Source organism: Petroclostridium xylanilyticum (assembly GCF_002252565.1).
Classification (GTDB): Bacteria; Bacillota; Clostridia; order SK-Y3; family SK-Y3; genus Petroclostridium; species Petroclostridium xylanilyticum.
The window spans coordinates 57,993-77,884 of sequence record NZ_NPML01000019.1 but is presented as its reverse complement, the minus strand read 5'-3'; the positions used below and the strand labels follow the sequence as shown (position 1 = coordinate 77,884).

Below are 19,892 nucleotides of genomic sequence, written 5' to 3'. Positions count from 1 at the left end.
CGGTGCTTAAGAACTATGTGAGAAACTTTGAGACACAGCAAACCGTTACAATGGAAAAGTTAAAACCTGAAATAATTCCTGTCAAAGGCCATGCCAAGATTGAACTGTTCAACAGTCTTACTGGAAAGAAAACCCTCGAGGCTGAAACAGAAAACGTCATTAATTCAGTGCTGGCAAAAGAGGCGTTTTTGACTACTTTTGACAGCCTCATTGGATGGGACTCATTAGGAAGCTCCGCTCGAAGGTCATATTTTCAGGATATTGTACTCACCAACTACACAGGGGCCGAAAGTGCAGATAATTTCTATGTGGCGGGGGATATAGTTGGTTGGGCAAGAAAGCAGGGGCCTTATGTAGGAGCTGATACAAAGCGTGGAACGATAAACATTGCAGAGTCTATAAGGGATTATGGGCAATTTAAGTTTGTATTTGACTGGCCAACCCATGCCGGTAATGGGACATTCAGGACTATCTGGTGGACAGGACAGTATAACTCCTACATGCCAACTATAGATTTTTATAGCCTATATGATTACAGCGTAAGCGGATCTATTCAAACAAGCTACAGAGCATGCATCGGACCTGGTTTTGCCATATATATTCCGCAAAACACAGGGGTTATTCTGGTAAGAAAGATGTCTTACAATGACATGAGCTACCCAGACTACTACAGTAGTTCGCTTTCGTCTGATACTTTGGATTTAAGCTATATCGATACAAAAATTCAGGCCATTCACTGGGATGGAATGTATTTTTGGCTGTATGGAGATACCAATGGCAGGTATTATAAGTGTGATGAAAGCTTTGCGGTTCTATGCGAATTCGATGCGCCCCCGGCAGCTTACAGCAGGTCTACGAGACAGAATATTACCACCTTTAACGGAAAGTTTTTCAGTTATACCTATGAGGCGAACAATAACTGGTCCTTTAGGCGTTACAATCATGAAGGCATCTTGGAGAGTGAGTTAAACCTCTATGGTGCTACAGGAGTTTCCGATCCGGGCAGCACTTATATTGTGGGGGAAGCAAAGTGCATCCTATTTCACAGCTCAAACCTTTCAAGGGTTGCTATGTTGGACTCTTATGGAAATACTTTAAAACATACTGTTTCAGCATACTCTTTTGGCAGTCTTTATGGGCCTCTTATGTATGACCGGAAGCATAACCTCTTCTGGAGCCGGTATTCATATTCCGGTAATTACCGATTATATTGCTTACAGCCCATGTGGTACCCCGGGGCACAAACCCTGCTTGCTGCGCCGGTTACCAAGACCAACACCAACACCATGAAAATTACTTATACCTTCCAGGTTAACTTGCCAGTATTTTAGATAGATTGGCTGGTTTCAGAAAGGAGGAGCGCCTGATGGAGCAGCACGGATGTATCCAGGAGCAACGCATCCGGGATTTGGAGACTGGGATGACTGAAACTCGGGTATATGTCAAGATGATTAAAGAGGATATCCATGAAATTAAAGCATCCATAAAAGAAATACGTGGTTCACCGGAAAAGCAAAACGAAACAACGATGAAGGCCTGGCAGACTGTGATGATTGAACTCATCAAGCTGGCAGGCCTTTGTATTGCCATTTTAGGGGCAATCGTTGGAGCCATCAAGTTGATGGGCAAATGAAGGGAGGAGCATATACATTATGAAGAAATCGGTGTATTTGAGTCCGTCCACCCAAGAGCATAACGCAGGTTACGGCAATTACGGGACGGAAGAGCAAAGGATGAACGAGGTGGCGGACGTTACCCAGAGGGTGCTGGAGAGGTATGGGGTGACGGTTTATAGGAACAAGCCGGACTGGTCGCTTGCCCAGGTTGTGGCTGACAGCAATGCAAAGAGACCGGATGTTCATTTCGCGATTCACAGCAATGCCGGGGGAGGCCGGGGCTGTGAGGTTTATTGTCACAGGTTCGGAGGCGGCGGCGAAAAATTAGCAAGAGCAGTTTATGAGGAATTATCGCCTTTGACTCCTGTTGGAGACAGAGGTGTCAAGGAGGGGTATAACTTTTACGGTCCTGGCAAGCACATGTACGAACTGGCGTATACTTTCGCACCAGCAGCGCTTGTCGAGATAGCCTTTCATGACAACCCTGACGATGCCAAGTGGATTATATCCCACATCGAGGCAATTGGTATCGCCTTGGCAAAAGGGATACTGAAATACTTCAATATACCATACAAGGAGGACAGTCCTAATTTGGACAGAGAGCTAAAGCTGCTTCAGGAATTCGGCATCCTTGAGTCGCCGGAGTACTGGAGGCAGAATGCAGTAAAAGGAAGAACAGTAGCAGGTGAATACGCCGCCATCCTGATTCAAAGGGTAGCGGCTTTATTATTGAAGGGAGGAATTTAACTATGCAGCAGTCAAGATGGAGAAGCCCGGTGGCATGGTCGGCGCTTGCGGCCTTGGTGTTATTCATACTGAAAACCTATGGGCTTTTAGCGCCCATTGGGCTCACCGAGGACAGCTTTAAGGAGCTGACGACTTTGCTTTTTGCGGCTTTGACTTCCTTTGGGATTTTCAATAATCCTACCAGCAGGGACAGCTTTTAGGCCGGGAGGCGGTGAATATGACGGTAAACCAGAGCGTTGAATACCTTTTAAGCAAAGAGCTATTGAAAAAGCTGCTGGCAGAAGGGTTTATTACGGAAGAAGAATTCATCAAGATTGATGCTGAAAATAGAAAAACTTTTGCCAAATGATAATCTTAAGCTTGCCTTCCAGCTCAAACAGAGTTAACCTGCCTGACCTGAAGGGAGGTCAAAGCATTGAAAAGAAGGAAGCTGAAGGTTTACGAGGCTCCGGGCTGCACAGCAAGGAATATTCCATGCATCAGACTGCAGGGGAGGTGGCTTTTTAACTTGGGGTTTAAGGTCGGAGACAGCATAGACGTTAGCGAAGAGGGAGGACGGCTCGTCATTGAATTATTAAAGGTTGCCGAGGATACTGCCAGATATGCGCTTGACGAAATTAACAAGAAAAAGGAAACGTAATGGCTTGGGGGAACACCCAGGCCATATTTTTTGTCCTTAAAAATATGTTCCCGCAAGGGATTAACTTGCTTTGAGAGAGTCGAAGAGTTAACATGTGACACTGACCTTGGAAGGGAGGGAAAAGCAAATGAAGAAGGTTACAACAATAGCGGCCAAAACGAGGGAAGAAATACAAGGCAGGCCGCAAGAAGCAAGGCTTAGGGTTTGCGCCTACTGCAGGGTCAGCTCCAATTCCAATGAGCAAATGGAATCCTTCGAAACACAGGTGGCTTATTACACTAAGTACATTAATAGCAGGCCGGAGTGGGAGTTTGCAAATGTTTATGCGGATGGCGGCATTTCCGGGACAGGCAGAGAGCATCGCACAGAGTTTAACAGGATGCTAAAGGATTGTCAAAACGGCAAGATAGACCTTATCGTTACTAAATCCATTTCCAGGTTTGCCAGAAATACGGCGGACTGCTTGGAGGCGGTGCGCTTTCTTAAAAGCCTTGGCGTGGCAGTGTTTTTTGAAAGGGAAAACATCAATACGCAGGATAGCGAAAGCGAGCTTATATTAAGCGTACTTTCAAGTATTGCACAGGAGGAGAGCCGCAGCATATCGGAAAACATCCGCTGGTCGCTAAAGAAAAAGTTCAGGCAGGGAAAAGTTACGGTAACTACAAAACGCTTTCTTGGCTATGATACCAGTGAAAGCGGGGAATTATTGATAAATCCTGCTGAAGCTGAAATCGTAAGAAGAATTTTCAGGGAATATATCGCCGGGAAAAGTATCCGGGAGATTAAAAGAGGCCTTGAAGGTGACGGTATCAAGACCGTTACAGGACTTGACAAGTGGCCGGAGGCAACCTTGAGGGGTGTTTTAACAAACGAAAAGTATTATGGCGATGCCATCCTTCAGAAAACTTACACAGTGGATTATTTGACCCATAAAAAGAAAAAGAACAGGGGTGAGGTGCCCCTGTACCATGTGAAGGGCAATCATGAGCCAATCATATCTAAAGAAGAATTTGACCTGGTGCAAAAGCTCATGGCTGAACGGGCGGCCAAATACGGAAACCTGCCGGAGCACCGGGAAAGATACGCTAGCCAGTATGTTTTCAGCGGCCGGCTTATTTGTGGCAATTGCGGATCAACTTTTAAGCGCCGGACATGGAACAGTAAATCGAAAGCCAAACAAATCGTCTGGCAGTGCAGCACTTATATAAAGGAAGGAAAAAATCAATGCGGCATGAAAGCGCTGGATGACATTACACTGAAGAAGGTATTCCTTCGGGTTTTTAACCGGCTTTACAGAAATAAAGAGGCTATTTTAAAGCCCTTTATGGAGAATGTGCAAAAGGTGCTGCTTGATGAGCTAAAGAGCGAGCCTGTAAAAGCTATTGATGCAAGGATTGAGTATATAACAGGGCGGATGAAACAGCTTATCCGCCTGCAAATTAAAGAGAATATTGCCCCTGAGGTATTCCAGAGGGAGTACGGGAAACTGAAAGCCGAGCTAGATAAATTAAGGGAAGAAAGAAACAGCTACGGCTCACTGGATGACAGGTGCGAGGAGCTCCTGAAACGGACAGAAAAGCTTTATGAATATCTTCAGGGGATGGAGGATATACTGACGGAATTTGATGATGATGTTTTTAAAGCATTGGTGGAGCGTATTTTGGTTATATCTCCCACCCATCTTAAATTTGAACTCAAGAATGGACTTGTGCTTGAAGAGAAGTTTATTAAGAAAAAAGGAATTCATGGTCTAAGGTAAGGGGGTCGAGGTTATGCGCAAGGTGGTTTCGGTGATTCCTGCAAAACCCATGCAGGTTATAAAGGGGCTGCCTGCTCAAGCGAAAAAGCGGGTTTGTGCCTATTGCCGCGTAAGTACCGATACGGAAGAACAGCTTTCAAGCTACGAGGCGCAGGTTACTTATTACGAGGATTACATCAAAAAGCGCCCGGATTGGGAGTTTGCAGGGATATATGCCGATGAAGTGCGCCCAGACTAGGGCTTTGTTTAAAGTAGAATTTATGGAACTACACTGCAAGATAACGCAGTAGTCAACCTATCTTACTGCAAGGGGAAACCCGATACAGGAACATAGCATGATAGGAAAGCGACAAGTTGGCTTAGGACAAAAGCCACGACTTATGTTGCAATGACAAGTGGATATGAGGATAAGATTGTATTTATCGAATGTGAGGTCTAAGCTGCCATTGCGTAGGGTCTAAGGAAATGTCCTGATACCTTAGCTGTAACATCTATATGTACCTTCGTCGCATATAGAGTTATCAATAAATTACAGAGCAGGCACGAGAACGTGTTATAACAGACTGAAAGCATATCCGACAATCCACATTTCCAAGAAACAAAGCTAAACTGGGGATTACCTAAGCAAGTTTCACTTGTATGGTAACAGAGTTTCCATAGTAGTCCGAGATGAGTAAGGCTCATTACATGGCGAAGGGAAACAGTTAATAAATTTCAAAATTAGAAAGTTGAAAGGCAGGAGAATCCTGAATGAAACCAACAGCTGAAATTTTGGAGCGTATCAATAAAAATTCAAATGAGCACAAAGATGGAGTATATACTCGCTTATACCGTTATCTTTTAAGGGAAGATATTTATTACAGTGCATACCAAAAATTATATTCCAATAAAGGAGCATCAACTGAAGGTATTGATAATGATACTGCTGATGGATTTGGAAAGAAATATGTAGAAAGTTCAATAGAAGAATTAAGCAATAATACTTATAAACCCAAGCCGGTACGCAGAGAATATATCAAGAAATCCAATGGGAAAATGCGACCTTTAGGAATACCGTCATTTAGAGATAAGCTATTACAAGAAGTTATGCGTAGATTTTTAGAAGCTATTTATGAACCGATTTTTAGTGATTTTTCACATGGATTTAGACCTAATAGAAGTTGTCACACTGCATTAAAGCAGACACTTCCATATTTCAAAGGTGCAAGATGGTTTATAGAAGGAGATATAAAAGGCTGTTTTGATAATATTGACCATGATAAGCTTATTGAAATATTACAAAGAAAAATTAAAGACAGTAAGTTTATAAACATTATTCGTAGTTTTCTAAAGGCAGGATATATAGAGGATTTCAGATATAACCAAACATATTCTGGAACACCTCAAGGAGGGATTTTATCCCCAATACTTGCCAATATTTATCTGAATGAATTGGATAATAAAATCATGGAGATTAAACAAAACTTCGATAAGCCGGCAACAAGGTGTGTAAATCCAACATACGACGAGATTAGAGGGAAAAGATATTGGTTACAGCAGAAACTTAAAAATGCTACTGATGAAGAAAAACCGGTTCTGATTTCAAGAATTAATGAATATAGTAAGAAACTTTTGAAATTACCCTATAAATCACAAACGGATAAAAATATAGCTTTTGTAAGATATGCTGATGACTTTTTAATAGCAGTAAGAGGAAATAAAGAAGATTGCATTAAAATTAAAGAACAATTAAGAGAATTTCTAAATGATGAATTAAAGCTTACCTTAAGTGATGAAAAGACTTTGATTACTCACAGTAGTGAAAAAGTTAGGTTCTTAGGATATGACATTTCAGTTAGACGTAATCAACAAATATCAACTAATTCATTAGGACACAAGAAACGTCAGCTGAATGGCACTGTAGAATTATTAGTTCCTTTAGAGAAGATAGAAAAGTTTATGTTTGATAAAGGTATCATTAGACAGAGCAAAGCTAAAAAGTTTCACCCGATACACAGAAAAGGATGGCTATATCTCCCAGACCAAGAAATCTTGGAAAGATACAATGCTGAAATTCGTGGAATACTCAATTATTACCACCTAGCCAACAATTATAATAAACTTAATTATTTTCAATACTTGATGGAATATAGCTGCCTTGCAACTTTAGCAGGAAAGCATAATTCTTCAATAAGTAAAGTAATTGACAAATATAAAAGCGGCAAAGGTTGGGCAATAAAATATAAAACAGAAAAAGGTAAAACACGAGAAAAGAGAATTGTAAAACTTCAAGATTGCAAAGGGTTCTGTGATGATAATATTGTTAGACACATTTATTCTGTAAATACCAATGCTACTATTAGAGCAAGACTGCAAGCAGGAGTTTGCGAGCTTTGCGGTAGCAGGGGAAAGTCTAATTATGAGGTTCACCATGTTTCAAGTGTAAAGGGACTAGAAGGCAATAAGCTTTGGGAGCAGATAATGAAAATCAAAAATAGAAAAACATTAGTGGTATGCGAGGATTGCCATAAGGCAATACATAGTTAATTTGAATTTTAAAATGATATGGTAATTATTAACGGAGAGCCGTATACGTCGAGAGGTGTACGTACGGTTCGGTGGCGAGGGATTTTGTGCCCTTAGCCTATGGAATTACAGGGACTAACACAAAAAACAGAGTGGAATTTAAAAGAATGATAGATGACTGCATGGCCGGCAGGATTGACCTGATTATTACAAAGTCAATTTCAAGGTTTGCGAGAAACACTCTGGATTGCCTTAAATATGTGCGGCTCTTAAAGGAGAAGGGTATAGCGGTATATTTTGAAAAGGAAAACATTGATACCTTGGATGCTAAAGGAGAAGTTTTGCTCACCATTCTTTCATCGTTGGCGCAAGATGAGTCGAGGTCGATTTCGGAAAACAGCCGGTGGGGAATTGTGCGCAGGTTCCAGCAGGGCAAGGTCAGGGTTAATCACAAAAAATTCATGGGCTATGATAAGGATGAAAATGGAGAGTTGGTGATAAATGAGAAGGAAGCGGAAATTGTCCGGCGGGTTTTTGAAGAATACCTGAAGGGTAAAAGCTGCTATAAGATTGCAGAAGGCCTTGAAGCAGATGGCATCCTTACAGCTACAGGTGGAAGGAAGTGGCATGAATCGGTCATTAAAAAGATGCTGCAAAACGAAAAATATGCCGGGGATGCGCTTTTGCAGAAGACTATCACAGTGGATTTTCTCACCCATAAGCGGATCATAAACAAGGGGCATGTTCAGCAGTACTATGTGGAAAACAGCCATCCACCCATTATATCGAAGGAAACCTTTGAAAGGGCGCAGCAGGAAATGGAGCGGAGGCGCAAACTGAAAGGTGTTACTGATGAAAACCGCAGCAGGCACAGCAACAAATATGCCTTTTCAGGAAAGATTATTTGCGGCGAGTGCGGTTCGCGGTTCCGGAGAGTCCGCTGGGGTCAGGGGGAGAAGTATAAAAAGTATGTGTGGGTGTGCAGAAACCGGGATGAAAAGGGGCCGGAAGGCTGCAGCATGAAGGCGGTGGATGAAGAAAAGCTTAAGCAAGCCTTTGTCCGGATGGTTAATCGGCAGATAAAGGATCCAGAAAGGTTTATCTCAAGAATGCTTGAGAATATAGAAAAAGTTTTTGCGGAGAGGGCCAATTCTGTTGATGTTACTGCTATTGATAAGCGGCTGGATGAACTCCGGGAAGAAATGGAGCGGCTTGTGAAGCTCAATGTTAAGGCCAATCTTGACGCGGATATTTACGGCGAGGAATATGCCAGGATAACCGGAGAGATGGAGGAGCTAAGGCAGCAACGTTCGGCCTTTACTCAGGCAGAGTTTAAGCGGAAAGATACCCTTGCAAGGGTTAGGGAGATAGAAAAAATGCTTAGGGGACAGGAAATTGTGAAGGGGTTTGATGAGGATTTGTTTACTTCACTGGTGGAGAGAATACGGGTAAAGTCACTGGTGGAGGTGGTGTTTGTGTTGAAGGCGGGGGTTGAGGTAAGGGAGATACTATAATAACCCAAATTGCATGAAAATTATGGTATAATATTGGTGTGTTTGGTTGTACAACCAGTACACTGTTTTTATGAAAGTTAATTTGCGCGAGATAGGGGGGAGGATATGCTCAATTTATCGACCGATATTTTGAAACAGCTTCGGGATGCAATTTGTAGGCCGGAAGGGACTATAGAATTCAAATATTCTTCAGATAGTTTATTTGATCCAAACGATCCAGGAGGCGTCATATTTGAAATACCAGCAGGGGCCCATTACTTTAAAATTGAAAAAAAGTTCATGAGCTTGGTATTTTATCATTTCTCACCAGGTACAGAGACAAGAGTCGCTACTATTGATTTGGAAAAAGTAAAGCAAGCACCAAAAGTATATATAGCTTTTACTTGGAGTCCTAAAGAAATAAATGCGTATGTAGGTCCATACATAGAAGGTGGAGAACTAACAAAAGTTACCGGTGAAATGTCATCTACTAAAATTAGAATTACAAAAAATGGTGATATCATACGAATTGGAGATTCTGGGATTGAGATAGGTCATTATAGTTTTTTTGTTGGAGGTAAGCCAATACTTCAACCTACTGCAATTGAAGCGTGGAAAAATACACTTATGGCAATACAAATATTGCAGAAAGGTTCGTCGGAAGATGGATATATTTTTGAAACCGTTATGTCCAATTTATCTATTGCGACTTTAGTGACAGGCTTTGAGGTTTATTGCAAAACAAGATTTATTGAATTGGAACAAGAAGGCATTAAGCCTAATATTGAAGCCTTAGTGACCAGTTGTTTTTCTAAAGAAGAACTTGATAAACAGTTCCCGGAGAACTTAAGGGATAAGGCGGCAAATGAGAATAAGACATTTTTAGAGATAATTGCTGAGAAAAAGATAAACTTCCAAAATTATAAGGAGAACAAAAAAGCATATAATAAAGCATATAATATTAAGTTCGGTGAAATCGGCTTAACATCTGAAGAACTTTCCTTTTTGCAAAAAATTATTCGATTTCGCCATAGGATTATTCATGTTTCTCCCTTTATTGGAATGTTAAATCAACCCGAAGTCCCACCGGAGGAACCGATATTTTCTAGCAAAGAATTGGTTAGAAGAGCAATGGAATGCTTTGATAAATTTATTAACAATCTTCATCAGACCACTTTAACATAGGTCAAGTCACCTTTTGGTATAAAACTCCTCTAATCGACCAATTTTGTGTAATAGGTCAGCGTAAAGAATTAATGTGAGTACATAAACATATCCCATGTGTTTTCTTTTAAGTGCTTTTCACCGCTCAAAGCACGTGGAGTGCGTGGTATTGATGCAAAATGTAAAAAATAAATAAGAGCCTGAAAAACGGCTTGAATACAGGGTTTTCCGGTGATTTGCCATCTGCCGAAAATGTGTTTTCTGGCGGCGGAGATACCGGGAAACCCTGTATTTTTATGTGTGTGATTGTTCGTGGAAACACATCCACAGCCTTCCGGGGCGGCTTCCGGCGGGCGGGGTTGTGTAGACGGAAAAGACGGCGGTTGATTGTTCGAGGGAACATATCAGAAAGTTTAATGACTTGAAAAAGAGAAAAAGAAATGTAAACCAATTTAACCGTTTTTGGCTTGATATTATTCGCTTAAACGTATACAATATTAATTGTTAATAATTGCAAATTTGGGTGGAACACTATGGTAACTGATTACATGTCTGTAAATGAAGCTTCGAAAAAGTGGGGTATCTCCGTCAGGCGCATACAAAAGCTGTGTGCGGAAAACAGAATAGATGGTGCTGTGCGTTTTAGCCGTGTATGGGCAATACCAAGAGACGCCCAAAAACCCATTGATGGCAGACTTAAGTCACAAAGAGAGAGGAAACAAAACAGAGCATGAAAATGCGGGAGGTGACAAAATGCTTCCAATATATCTGGCGATGCTTGACGGCGAAGAGGATAAAAATAAATTTGAATTGCTTTATGTTACATACAGGAAGCTTATGTTCTATGTCGCCAACCGCATCCTAAATGATGAACGGCTCGCGGAGGACGCTGTACATCAGACGTTTTTGAAAATTCTTGAGAATTTCGATAAAGTGGGGGAAATTTCCTGTCACAAAACTAAGAGCTACATTGTTACTATGGTTAGAAACACCGCCATCAATTTATATAACCAAAGAAAAAGGCGCACAACAATTCCCCTTGAGGATGTGGAATACTGTATAACAACCGAACCAATAAGCGTTACGGAGGATTTAGATCATCTTGCAAGGGCGGTATTGAAGTTGCCTGTTATATATAAAGATGTGCTGACACTGAAATATGTTCAAGAGTTTTCAAATGAAGAAATAGCAAAGATGTTGGATATATCTGAGGCGACGGTTAGGAAGCGGCTTGAGCGCACAAAACGCAGGCTTGAGGAAATTCTGGAAAGGGAGGAAAGCGCCGATGTCAATTAGTTTTACGGAAGACATGCTTAAAGAAGCCGTTATTCAAGCGGACATATATGAGATAGAAACCCTGCCTACAGACGATGAAATAGAGTATGAGTTCTCAAATGAGTTTAAACGAAAGATGAAAAAGCTTATACGCCAAAGCAAAACAAGAAGCCCGGTTGGAGCAATGGCTTTTTTGCGTAGGCGTGCGGTCGCTTTTGTTGCTGCAATCATTATTCTGTTTGCGTCCGCAATGAGCGTATCGGCTGTACGTACCGCGGTATTTGAATTCATAACCGAGGTGTACGAAAAATTCACTCATATATTCTTTAATGAAAGCCGGTCATCTCAGGATGCGGCCGATGGATTTGCCATATATGAACCGGCCTATATACCGGAAGGATTTAAACTGGTCAATAAAAACACCGACGGCCTTGTTCTGCTGGAATATGAAAAGGAAAATGATTTTATATCCTACAGCCAACAGTGCCTTGAAAACGTTTCAATCAACATAAATACAGAAGGTGTAAAACTGGAAGAACTTGAGTTCAAAGGTTTACCGGCCAAGTATTATTCCAATCAGGGCGTTCAAAACCTGCTCTGGTACGATGATAAGTATATGTATATGGTGTCATCAACACTGGATAGAGACATCGTGTTTAAGATTGCGGAAAGCGTTGAAATTACAGGCAGGGAGTTAAGTCCATAAAGTACAGAAAATTTCTCTGAAAAATTTTTTATTTCCTGTCACAAAAACCTCCTTTGATTTGTTTTATTTAATGGGAACAAAAAACGAGGGAGATGATTCCGTTGAGCTATTTAAGGCGATATACGTTTATTAGTTGAATTGTTCTTTGCCAAACAGTGTTAAAAAACAAAAAGGAGGTTTCTACCATGAGAAAAATAATTTGTATAGTGCTAGCGATTGCAATTATAGCCTCATTTTCAGTAGTTCCGTGCTTTGCAGCAAACAGTAATGCGGATATCAAGGACAAAGATGCCTTGAAAGAGGCGAGCATAATGAAGCTGTTTGATGAGCGACAAAAACTGTTCTTTAATAAACCGGTTGACATTTCAAAGCTTAATGAAATAGATATTAAACTCAATTCTCTAGGAGTTGAGTTTCTGACACTTGAAGAAGTTGAAAGACAATTTCCAGAAGCAAAAGCGATAAAGGATAAGGCATTAAAAGGAGAAACCGCAAACAAGGCATCTGCAGGAACAGATGTTATTGCAAATGTAGTTACGCCAAGTTCAAACGTTAATACATGGGCATCCTATCGCTATTCTAATCAGTATTACAACGGTAAATACTACAATGTTCAGAAACTAATTGCCCAGCCTATCTCGGAAGACTCAGGCTTATGGGAAGAAGGACAGAGGACAGTGAATTTTAGCTTAAACTGGAAAGCGGGCATAACCAATTTAATTGAATCCATTGTATTGTCTGCAGCAGGTTCAATAGCAACTACCCCTATTACTGTTTATGATGCATTATCATCTGTCTGGGATGGGCTTAAAACGGTTTCAGATATTGACCCATCTGATGTAACCTATAGATGGGAAACACAAACAACGGCTGTTTTTACATATGTAAGACTGGAAAGTCAGAGTGATGACTATCAGTGGCTGTCACACATATCAACAAAATGTGTTACGGAAGTTGCATATATTGTTGATGTAGACAGCTGGAGACAAAATGGAACAGGCTCATGGGTTGTTTATCCGGATTTGGAGGCCGATACAAGATATTTATACCATACTCCCACATATTATAATAGCACATCGAGGGCTCTTTGGGCATACAATAATGTCAGTGGCACATATCACGATGCAATAAGCGAAATCACAATTTCAGGGCCGGAAAGCAAGAAAGTCCAGACTATATATCCATGCTATCCGCAATTTCCACTACACTGTGAGTAGAGAAGGGTATTTATTATGAAAAAATCACACATTATATTATTATTGGTTCTAATTTTTGCAGTAATCGGTTTTTTTGTTCTTCAGTCCTGTAGTTTTTCACTAGCACTTGTCAGAGCTGGTTTGAATATAGGTGATGTTGAGGATATTGAGCACAGCTATGACAGTGTCATGAAGGAATTTAAAGTTATAAAAACCAGTTCAAAAAAGCATGAGATAGTGCTTGCTCTGGTTACTAAAGATTCTATGGGCTTTTGGGAGGTGAAAAAAACCAGCGAAGCGACTTCTGTCAGGCCAAATCTTGTTGGTATTGCATGGATAAGGAGTGCCGGAGCAAAAAGATTTACCCATACAGAGAATGCAATATTTGAAAATGAGTGGCATTATGTCTATTATGGAACTAATGCAGCTAAGCTTATAGAGTTTATTCCCGGGCAAATTCCGTGTAATGTTACGGTGAATATACGCCAGGCAGGACAGAAATTCTGGATTCACTTAATATCATTCTCTGAACCGGATGTGATAAGCAATATAAATATAGAAGCTTTGCTGAAGGAAAACAAGTGTATTCCTTTTTAAAGCTTTAATGGCTACCAAGGATACAGCAAGCACTTGATTTACAGAATCATTAACTGTTTGGGGTAGCCTATAAGAACTTCTGGCAGTTTTTTGATGGTTTCAGGAAAAACTTGAGTTCAAAGGGTTAACGGCTAAGTATTATTCCAATCAGGGCGTTCAAAACCTGCTCTGATACGACGAATACCTGCATATGATATCCTCTACGCTGGACAGGGACGCAGTGTTCAGGAACGCCGAAAACATTGAAATGACGGGCACGGACATAAGCTCATAGGAATTCAAGAAAATTCATAAAAATTTTATTTTTTTCCTGTCACAAAAACCTCTTCTGATTTGTTTTATTAGTAAGAACAAAAATCAGAGGAGGTTTTCTCTATGTTAAAGAAAAAGTTTTTATCCGCAGCATTGGGCATGCTACTTCTTCTGACCGTGTCAGCACCGACAGTGTTGGCCGCAGGAGAAGCAAACGTAGCACCGGAGTCAATAGTGTCCATTCAGTATGTTTACATCAACCAGGCAAGCACCTCACTCACTATTTCATCAAGCGGAACGGCCACTATATATGGGTATGTGCAAAAAACACCGGCCGGAAAAAACATTTATCTCACGTCTACTTTGCAGCGTTATTCTAACGGATCATGGTCAAACGTGAAAAGCTGGTCTAAATCTTCAACATCTTCGTCGGCATCCATACTGGAAACATATCAAGTAAGCAGTGGGACTTACAGGGTTGAGACATATTACTATGTATCCGGCGACGGCGGATACGAGTCGGGCACGATTTACAGCAAGACTGTAACTTATTAGAACAATGATATCGTTTTGTTGATAAAATTTAAATCTATTTAAATAAAAATTAGAGAGGAGATATTACCATGAAAAATATTTTTAAGAAAGCATCATTACTTTTATTAGTAAGCTTTTTGGTGATTTCATTTCTTTCATCAGCAACTTACGCAATTGAAAACACAGGAGCAAAAGATCTAAAGCAAGACATAAGTAAAACAAAAAATATAGAAAAGATTTATAATATTGGTCAGTATAAAGAATTTGGCGATTATCTCTATAACTACTTCAATAATCTGTATAAGATATTGGAGACTGGGGATATATCAAATTTCAAGCAATCTTCATCTGATATCAATACTTATATAATTCTTAAAGACTTAGAGTATAAAAGTAATCTGTACAATATATTCCATAATGGCATTAAAAATATATCAGTAGATCAATTTATTATTAAAGAAGTTAAGGAAAACACTGATGATATTGACGTTATTGTTTATGTTAATGTATCTTATGTTTTTAATAAAAATGAAAATAGTTCAATGGGCGCTCTATATAAAGTTAAATTAAGGAAAGGAAACGACGATTTTGCTGTTATTGGAATAGATACTACAAGTATTGACATCCAAATAGTCAAAGATACTATAAAAGCTAAAATGTCCAGTATCAATAACAGCATCAATGGTAATTTAGAAGAACTCAAGATTGTTGATGATTTATATAGCAAGCGAAATGAAAAATTACCGGAAGAAAAGCAAAAAGCTGATAATGCTGCCAAGTTAAACACATCTTTGAATCTAGGAAATGTTGTTGTAAACAGTTCCTCTCTAAGTACAACATTGGTTAATGTAAGTTATACAGCATCAGATTCCCGTTATTATGGTTGGTGGTTTGGAGATCATTACGAGAACTACATATTTAAAAGAGCAAGCCTTGATTGCACTAATTTTGCTTCACAATGTATTTGGAGCGGATATGGCGGTTGCAGTGGTTATGATATTTCTGACATTGGATATGATTCAAGTTATTATAATAATTCAACTGCGCAAGCGTTAAGAGCAAGGGTGGCTAATAATTATAGGCAAACAAGTCAATGGTATGGTAGAAATTATGATTCACCATATGGTGACCCTATAACAAACTTTTGTAGCGTATCAAATCTTTGGAATTATGCCACTTCAAATACTGGTAACGGTCCTAAAGCTGACGGATATAATAATAATTCAGTATATACAAATTTAAGCACTCCTATGAAACAGGGTGATATTCTGCAATTTTACAATCCCGATACTCAGACATGGTATCATTCTGTTATAGTTGTTACTACAACTGATTATACAGTTTCACAATACACAAATGTAAGAGTGGCACAGCATGAAAGTGAATACTACTGGAGACCTCTAGATGAATTAATTCAATATTTTGGAGGAAGCACATGTAAAATGAGACTATTAAGACCCAAAAGTACTACTTTTGCTTCCTAATCCACTTATTTTTCATATGTTAGGATTATATGCCGTTTAGTTATAGTTAGTCGACCAAAATATGTATCGTAGGGGTATCTAATAACGCTAGATACTCCTACAATATTAATATATTATAATTACAAAATTAACTGTTAAGGAGGGCAATTATAATGTATAAAATGTGTAAGAGCTTATTTATTTTTATTACTTTGTTGATTGTATTATCTGGATGTGCTTCAGTTAATAAAAATAATAATGTTTCTAATGGTAAAACGGAAAGTAGTGAATTTATTAACTACAATATTGGAAGGAATCCCAATATGTTTATTATGAATTCCAAGGGGGATACAATATATTATAAATCTTTTGTCACGGTAAATAATGAAAGATTGTACCAAGGTTTATACTCAAAAAAGATTGACGGAAAAGGAAGAAAGTTACTATATAATGATTTCGAAGGCTTTTTGAATGTATATAATGATTTATTGTACTTTACAGATACAAAAGGACAATTAGTTGAATTAAATATGGCTTCTCTTAAAGCAAACATTATTGATGGCAATGATAAATACCATATTTACGGTCCTTTGGTCATAAACGATATACTGTTTTATAATAGAATTGATAACAACGATAAATGTGATCTGATAGCATATTACATTAAAGAAAAAAGGGCTATTGAGGTTGCACAAGATATTTATTGGAGATTTCTAAGCAATTATAAGGATAATATATGTTTCCTTGATAAAAATAAAAATATAAATATTTGGAATGCAACTTCCAAAGAAATTACTTCATATGGTTTTTTTGATATGGAAATATTACAAATGTTAAATGATGGAAGTGTAATAGGTTATAAAAACAAAAGTTATATAAGGAGTTTAAATGGAGAGACATCTGTATTATTTGAAATAGAAAATATGTTTAATTCCATAATAATTGATAACTGCATATACGTTTCTACTGTTGATAAACATAATTATACACAAATATTTAGATATTCATTAAAAACCAATAAATTGGATAAAATTGTAAGTACAGATTTCCCGTTAATAGGGTACTGTGGCAAATACTTATTCTGTTCTTCAGATTCCGGTATGGGTGATCTTTTAATTGTTAACACAGATAATGGAGAAATTAAAACTTTTGATGATAGGTTCAATTGACGACATTTGTTTTAATTAAACGTATTAACATAAAACATTGCAGAAGATTCATTGGAAAAGTTGGACATAACTATAAAAAAGGAGTAAATAAAAAGTGAATTACCGGATAAACAAGATAAGAAATATAACGTTTATTTTACTTTTAGTAGTTGCTCTTTCTAATATGACTGCATGTCAAAAGGCAAATAACTGTGTTTTGTCAATAGGAAGTGCAACAAAATGACAAGAAAAATGCAACACCCCACCAAACCAACTTTGTTAAATTATGGTTTATATAATTATGTCTTACCCTTTAGGCAACGGTCTGCTTGATATGAAGTCAAGAGTCGCTACGCTTCTGCTCTTGACTTCATATCATCTGCCATGCTTTGTAGAAATTACCGAGGGGCTGAAGGGAAGAGTGATACAACATTTAATAACGCCCCGTCAAAAATCCATTGTAGCATGGCAGACCGCAGACCTGGTTCACTAACCGCGTAAAGTTTAAATCTCAGGGCATCAGCTAAAAAGTGATACAACTTAGAGAGTTCCGCTGCGTTATCCTCTGTTTACTGTTTTCTCATGAGTGAATTCACCAGCCGGTCACTGGGACCATCGAAGACAATTAGGTGACTGTGATGGATAATACGATCTATAATGGCGCTGGTTAATTTTTCATCATAGAAAATACTGTTCCATTTGCTGAATTCCAGGTTTGTAGTTATAATCATACTCTTACGCTCATAACAGTCGGAAATAACCTGGAATAAAAGTTGAGACCCCTCCCTTTCAAAGGGGATAAACCCCCATTCATCGCAAATCAAGAGCTCTGCTTTGTCCAGTTGCTTTAAGAACCGTTTGAGGCTGCCGTCTGCCTTTGCATCCAGAAGCTGATTGACAAGGGATGCCGTCCTGAAAAATCGGACATGCCTGCCCTGGTTGCATGCTTCCACACCGATGGCAGTAGCAAGGTGCGTTTTCCCCAGTCCAACAGGCCCATAGAGAATAAGATTCTCCTTTTTATCAATGAATGAGGCATTTCTCAATGTCTCTATATCAATACTGTTTGGGATACTCATCTTTTCAAAACGGTAATTCCCAAAGGTCTTTATCACGTCAAACCGGGCCTGCTTGAGCATGTGGTTTCTACGGTTCCGTTCCCGGGCTTCCACTTCCATAGCTAATAGTTTCGCAAGAAACTCTTCATGTGTTTGTGCCTGGATATCTTTGTAGTTTTGGACAATCCGGGAACCAAGTTTCAAGGTGCTGCAATATTTCGCTATTAGTTCATACATGCTGAACACCTCCCGGACAGCAGATTATCATATATGGCATTATCAACAGTATAAGGCGCGACAGCAGGAGTCTCCGCGTTAAGCAAGATGTCCTGGACTTGTGTATGCATACAGACCATCGTGTAATATTTGGCCCATATACTGTCCAAATCTTTTATCCCTCTCTCAATACAGAATCTAAAAGCTTCAATTGCTGTATCGAGTTCACTTTGCTTCAACATTTTCACCAATAGTCGCAAAGCACCTTTTTTCTGTTCATAGTCGCAGACTTTAAGGTAATCCTGGAGAGTTTGCGGCAACTCCCGGAAGAAACCGGTATACTTTAAGGCAGTTGGCCGACGGCTCATCAGCTCAAGATATGGCCCCCACTTCATTGACTCTTTCTGCTCTCCATACAGACGGTCATGTATCTGGACTGTATTATATTGTTCATCCATAATTACAACCGAGAAGGCGTCTGCTTTTATCATTAGTTCTCTCTGGGCATATTGCGGCCCGGAGGAGTATTTTCTGTTGTCAAAGTTCAATTTGCCATATTTGTCAGCCTTTACTTTTTCGATGCGGTATATTTCATATTCAGCTTTTGGAATAGCCCTCATTGCTCTTTTGTCTTCTTCAAATAAATTATTGATGAGTAGATCCTTTTTGTAGTGCTCCCTTCGCATGTCTTCATCACATTCGGCAAGCAGTTGACGGTTGAATTCCCGGATATCCTTAAACTCCGGTACTGGCACCAGCATATTTCTCCTGGAATATCCAACCTTGTTTTCAACGTGCCCTTTTTCGTGTCCACTGTCAGGATTACAGAAATTGCTTTCAAAGCCATAGTGCATTTGGAACCGTGCAAAGGCTTCAGTAACTTTTCTTTCCCCATGTGCCAGTATTTTTTTGACAATGGTTTTGTCATTGTCAAACCAGATACAGGTAGGGACTTTCCCCATGTGTTTAAAAATGTCTTTTATTCCCTGCAACAAGCATTCTATATTAGCACCTTTGAAGAGCTGTATGTACCCTCCATTGCTGTATGGAAACGACATGGTAACATAATACCCTTCATACCTTATACCGTTTTCTAAAAAAACAGCTTCACCGAAATCCGCCTGTGCCTCACCGGCAGGGTGATCTAAAGGAATATACCCTTGAGCGCATTGAACCAAAGTTTTCTTTTTCTGGCTTACATACCTTGCAACAGTCCGGTAGGACAGGTTGAATTCATCATTGTATTTATACTTCAGTTTTTTAAAAATTCTTTTTGCCGTATGTCTCTGTTTTCTTGGTGCGCTAATGTCGTTCTCCAACCATCCATCAATATCCGCCTTGAATTTATCAATCAAAGCTTCTCTTGTTCTGTTAACGACAGGTTGGGACCAATCCTCCTGATCAATATATTTCCGGACAGTCCTGAAATTATATCCGGTTACCCTCGTTATCTCCCTAAGAGATAGGCCTTTCTTTTCGAATAAATCCTTGATATACTTTATATCAGTCATTGTTAGCATCCT

21 protein-coding genes and 1 pseudogene are annotated in these 19,892 nt (G+C 39.3%); 20 read left to right on the top strand and 2 right to left on the bottom strand.

Going from position 1 to position 19,892, the window contains the following annotated elements; all coding sequences use genetic code 11:
• The first annotated feature begins 2 nt into the window (after positions 1-2).
• From CIB29_RS12645 to CIB29_RS18940, 20 genes are all read left to right on the top strand, one after another.
• Positions 3-1,331 (top strand): hypothetical protein, encoded by a 1,329-nt coding sequence (locus tag CIB29_RS12645; RefSeq protein WP_094550225.1) that lies wholly within the window; start codon positions 3-5, stop codon positions 1,329-1,331.
• Positions 1,332-1,366: 35 nt separating this feature from the next.
• A complete protein-coding gene (locus tag CIB29_RS12640; protein ID WP_094550224.1) occupies positions 1,367-1,633 on the top strand; it encodes a hypothetical protein in 267 nt (88 codons plus the stop codon).
• A gap of 19 nt (positions 1,634-1,652) precedes the next feature.
• Positions 1,653-2,363, top strand: a complete 711-nt coding sequence (locus CIB29_RS12635) for an N-acetylmuramoyl-L-alanine amidase family protein (RefSeq protein ID WP_094550222.1) — start codon at positions 1,653-1,655, stop codon at positions 2,361-2,363.
• Positions 2,364-2,365: 2 nt separating this feature from the next.
• Positions 2,366-2,563: a holin gene (locus CIB29_RS12630; RefSeq protein ID WP_094550220.1), complete on the top strand. Its 198-nt coding sequence runs from the start codon at positions 2,366-2,368 to the stop codon at positions 2,561-2,563.
• 17 nt (positions 2,564-2,580) lie between these two features.
• Positions 2,581-2,712 carry an SHOCT domain-containing protein gene (locus tag CIB29_RS19485; protein ID WP_278335852.1) on the top strand — a complete coding sequence of 44 codons (132 nt, stop codon included), beginning with the start codon at positions 2,581-2,583 and terminating at the stop codon, positions 2,710-2,712.
• Positions 2,713-2,778: 66 nt separating this feature from the next.
• Positions 2,779-3,003, top strand: coding sequence for a SymE family type I addiction module toxin (locus CIB29_RS12625; protein ID WP_094550218.1), 225 nt, complete (start codon positions 2,779-2,781; stop codon positions 3,001-3,003).
• Between the two features lie 127 nt (positions 3,004-3,130).
• Entirely contained in the window at positions 3,131-4,762 is a 1,632-nt protein-coding gene (locus CIB29_RS12620) for a recombinase family protein (RefSeq protein WP_094550216.1), read from the top strand.
• 13 nt (positions 4,763-4,775) lie between these two features.
• The gene (locus tag CIB29_RS12615) at positions 4,776-5,000 is read left to right on the top strand and encodes a recombinase family protein (RefSeq protein ID WP_094550214.1); all 225 of its coding nucleotides are present in this window, start codon (positions 4,776-4,778) and stop codon (positions 4,998-5,000) included.
• Between the two features lie 512 nt (positions 5,001-5,512).
• Positions 5,513-7,288, top strand: coding sequence for a group II intron reverse transcriptase/maturase (gene ltrA / locus CIB29_RS12610; RefSeq protein ID WP_094550212.1), 1,776 nt, complete (start codon positions 5,513-5,515; stop codon positions 7,286-7,288).
• A gap of 86 nt (positions 7,289-7,374) precedes the next feature.
• Positions 7,375-8,781: a recombinase family protein gene (locus CIB29_RS12605; RefSeq protein ID WP_242965217.1), complete on the top strand. Its 1,407-nt coding sequence runs from the start codon at positions 7,375-7,377 to the stop codon at positions 8,779-8,781.
• Positions 8,782-8,886: 105 nt separating this feature from the next.
• Positions 8,887-9,945 carry a hypothetical protein gene (locus tag CIB29_RS12600; protein ID WP_242965216.1) on the top strand — a complete coding sequence of 353 codons (1,059 nt, stop codon included), beginning with the start codon at positions 8,887-8,889 and terminating at the stop codon, positions 9,943-9,945.
• Positions 9,946-10,457: 512 nt separating this feature from the next.
• Entirely contained in the window at positions 10,458-10,658 is a 201-nt protein-coding gene (locus tag CIB29_RS12595) for a MerR family transcriptional regulator (protein WP_078697925.1), read from the top strand.
• A 19-nt stretch (positions 10,659-10,677) separates the two neighbouring features.
• Positions 10,678-11,220 carry an RNA polymerase sigma factor gene (locus CIB29_RS12590; RefSeq protein WP_094550210.1) on the top strand — a complete coding sequence of 181 codons (543 nt, stop codon included), beginning with the start codon at positions 10,678-10,680 and terminating at the stop codon, positions 11,218-11,220.
• Positions 11,210-11,905, top strand: a complete 696-nt coding sequence (locus CIB29_RS12585) for a DUF4367 domain-containing protein (RefSeq protein ID WP_094550208.1) — start codon at positions 11,210-11,212, stop codon at positions 11,903-11,905. Before CIB29_RS12590 ends, CIB29_RS12585 begins: the two co-directional genes overlap by 11 nt.
• 185 nt (positions 11,906-12,090) lie before the next feature.
• Entirely contained in the window at positions 12,091-13,122 is a 1,032-nt protein-coding gene (locus CIB29_RS12580; protein WP_094550206.1) for a hypothetical protein, read from the top strand.
• A gap of 15 nt (positions 13,123-13,137) precedes the next feature.
• Positions 13,138-13,698, top strand: coding sequence for a hypothetical protein (locus CIB29_RS18605; RefSeq protein WP_157910298.1), 561 nt, complete (start codon positions 13,138-13,140; stop codon positions 13,696-13,698).
• 429 nt (positions 13,699-14,127) lie between these two features.
• Positions 14,128-14,505 (top strand): hypothetical protein, encoded by a 378-nt coding sequence (locus CIB29_RS12575; RefSeq protein ID WP_242965215.1) that lies wholly within the window; start codon positions 14,128-14,130, stop codon positions 14,503-14,505.
• A gap of 68 nt (positions 14,506-14,573) precedes the next feature.
• Positions 14,574-15,968 carry an amidase domain-containing protein gene (locus CIB29_RS12570; protein WP_094550202.1) on the top strand — a complete coding sequence of 465 codons (1,395 nt, stop codon included), beginning with the start codon at positions 14,574-14,576 and terminating at the stop codon, positions 15,966-15,968.
• A 152-nt stretch (positions 15,969-16,120) separates the two neighbouring features.
• Positions 16,121-17,116 (top strand): hypothetical protein, encoded by a 996-nt coding sequence (locus CIB29_RS12565; protein WP_094550200.1) that lies wholly within the window; start codon positions 16,121-16,123, stop codon positions 17,114-17,116.
• 265 nt (positions 17,117-17,381) lie between these two features.
• Complete coding sequence (locus tag CIB29_RS18940) at positions 17,382-17,588, top strand: hypothetical protein (RefSeq protein ID WP_198543869.1); 207 nt, start codon at positions 17,382-17,384, stop codon at positions 17,586-17,588.
• A gap of 76 nt (positions 17,589-17,664) precedes the next feature.
• On the opposite strand, the gene istB is transcribed toward CIB29_RS18940, so the two are convergent.
• Together istB and istA are read right to left on the bottom strand one after the other, a co-directional pair.
• On the bottom strand, positions 17,665-18,390 hold the full coding sequence (istB, locus tag CIB29_RS12560) for an IS21-like element helper ATPase IstB (RefSeq protein ID WP_094550198.1): 726 nt from the start codon (positions 18,388-18,390) through the stop codon (positions 17,665-17,667).
• A pseudogene (istA, locus tag CIB29_RS12555) lies at positions 18,383-19,889 on the bottom strand (IS21 family transposase). Before istA ends, istB begins: the two are co-directional and overlap by 8 nt.
• Positions 19,890-19,892: the final 3 nt, after the last annotated feature.

What these genes read in the sequence shown, in the direction of transcription:
- CIB29_RS12585 (WP_094550208.1), top strand. Translation starts at nt 11,210, where the DNA reads ATGTCAATTAGTTTTACGGAAGACATGCTTAAAGAAGCCGTTATTCAA.
- CIB29_RS12570 (WP_094550202.1), top strand. Translation starts at nt 14,574, where the DNA reads ATGAAAAATATTTTTAAGAAAGCATCATTACTTTTATTAGTAAGCTTT.
- CIB29_RS18605 (WP_157910298.1), top strand. Translation starts at nt 13,138, where the DNA reads ATGAAAAAATCACACATTATATTATTATTGGTTCTAATTTTTGCAGTA.
- CIB29_RS12600 (WP_242965216.1), top strand. Translation starts at nt 8,887, where the DNA reads ATGCTCAATTTATCGACCGATATTTTGAAACAGCTTCGGGATGCAATT.
- CIB29_RS12620 (WP_094550216.1), top strand. Translation starts at nt 3,131, where the DNA reads ATGAAGAAGGTTACAACAATAGCGGCCAAAACGAGGGAAGAAATACAA.
- CIB29_RS12640 (WP_094550224.1), top strand. Translation starts at nt 1,367, where the DNA reads ATGGAGCAGCACGGATGTATCCAGGAGCAACGCATCCGGGATTTGGAG.
- CIB29_RS12565 (WP_094550200.1), top strand. Translation starts at nt 16,121, where the DNA reads ATGTATAAAATGTGTAAGAGCTTATTTATTTTTATTACTTTGTTGATT.
- CIB29_RS12635 (WP_094550222.1), top strand. Translation starts at nt 1,653, where the DNA reads ATGAAGAAATCGGTGTATTTGAGTCCGTCCACCCAAGAGCATAACGCA.
- CIB29_RS12595 (WP_078697925.1), top strand. Translation starts at nt 10,458, where the DNA reads ATGGTAACTGATTACATGTCTGTAAATGAAGCTTCGAAAAAGTGGGGT.
- CIB29_RS18940 (WP_198543869.1), top strand. Translation starts at nt 17,382, where the DNA reads ATGGTTTATATAATTATGTCTTACCCTTTAGGCAACGGTCTGCTTGAT.
- CIB29_RS12630 (WP_094550220.1), top strand. Translation starts at nt 2,366, where the DNA reads ATGCAGCAGTCAAGATGGAGAAGCCCGGTGGCATGGTCGGCGCTTGCG.
- ltrA (WP_094550212.1), top strand. Translation starts at nt 5,513, where the DNA reads ATGAAACCAACAGCTGAAATTTTGGAGCGTATCAATAAAAATTCAAAT.
- istB (WP_094550198.1), bottom strand. Translation starts at nt 18,390, where the DNA reads ATGTATGAACTAATAGCGAAATATTGCAGCACCTTGAAACTTGGTTCC.
- CIB29_RS12580 (WP_094550206.1), top strand. Translation starts at nt 12,091, where the DNA reads ATGAGAAAAATAATTTGTATAGTGCTAGCGATTGCAATTATAGCCTCA.
- CIB29_RS12590 (WP_094550210.1), top strand. Translation starts at nt 10,678, where the DNA reads ATGCTTCCAATATATCTGGCGATGCTTGACGGCGAAGAGGATAAAAAT.
- CIB29_RS19485 (WP_278335852.1), top strand. Translation starts at nt 2,581, where the DNA reads ATGACGGTAAACCAGAGCGTTGAATACCTTTTAAGCAAAGAGCTATTG.
- CIB29_RS12615 (WP_094550214.1), top strand. Translation starts at nt 4,776, where the DNA reads ATGCGCAAGGTGGTTTCGGTGATTCCTGCAAAACCCATGCAGGTTATA.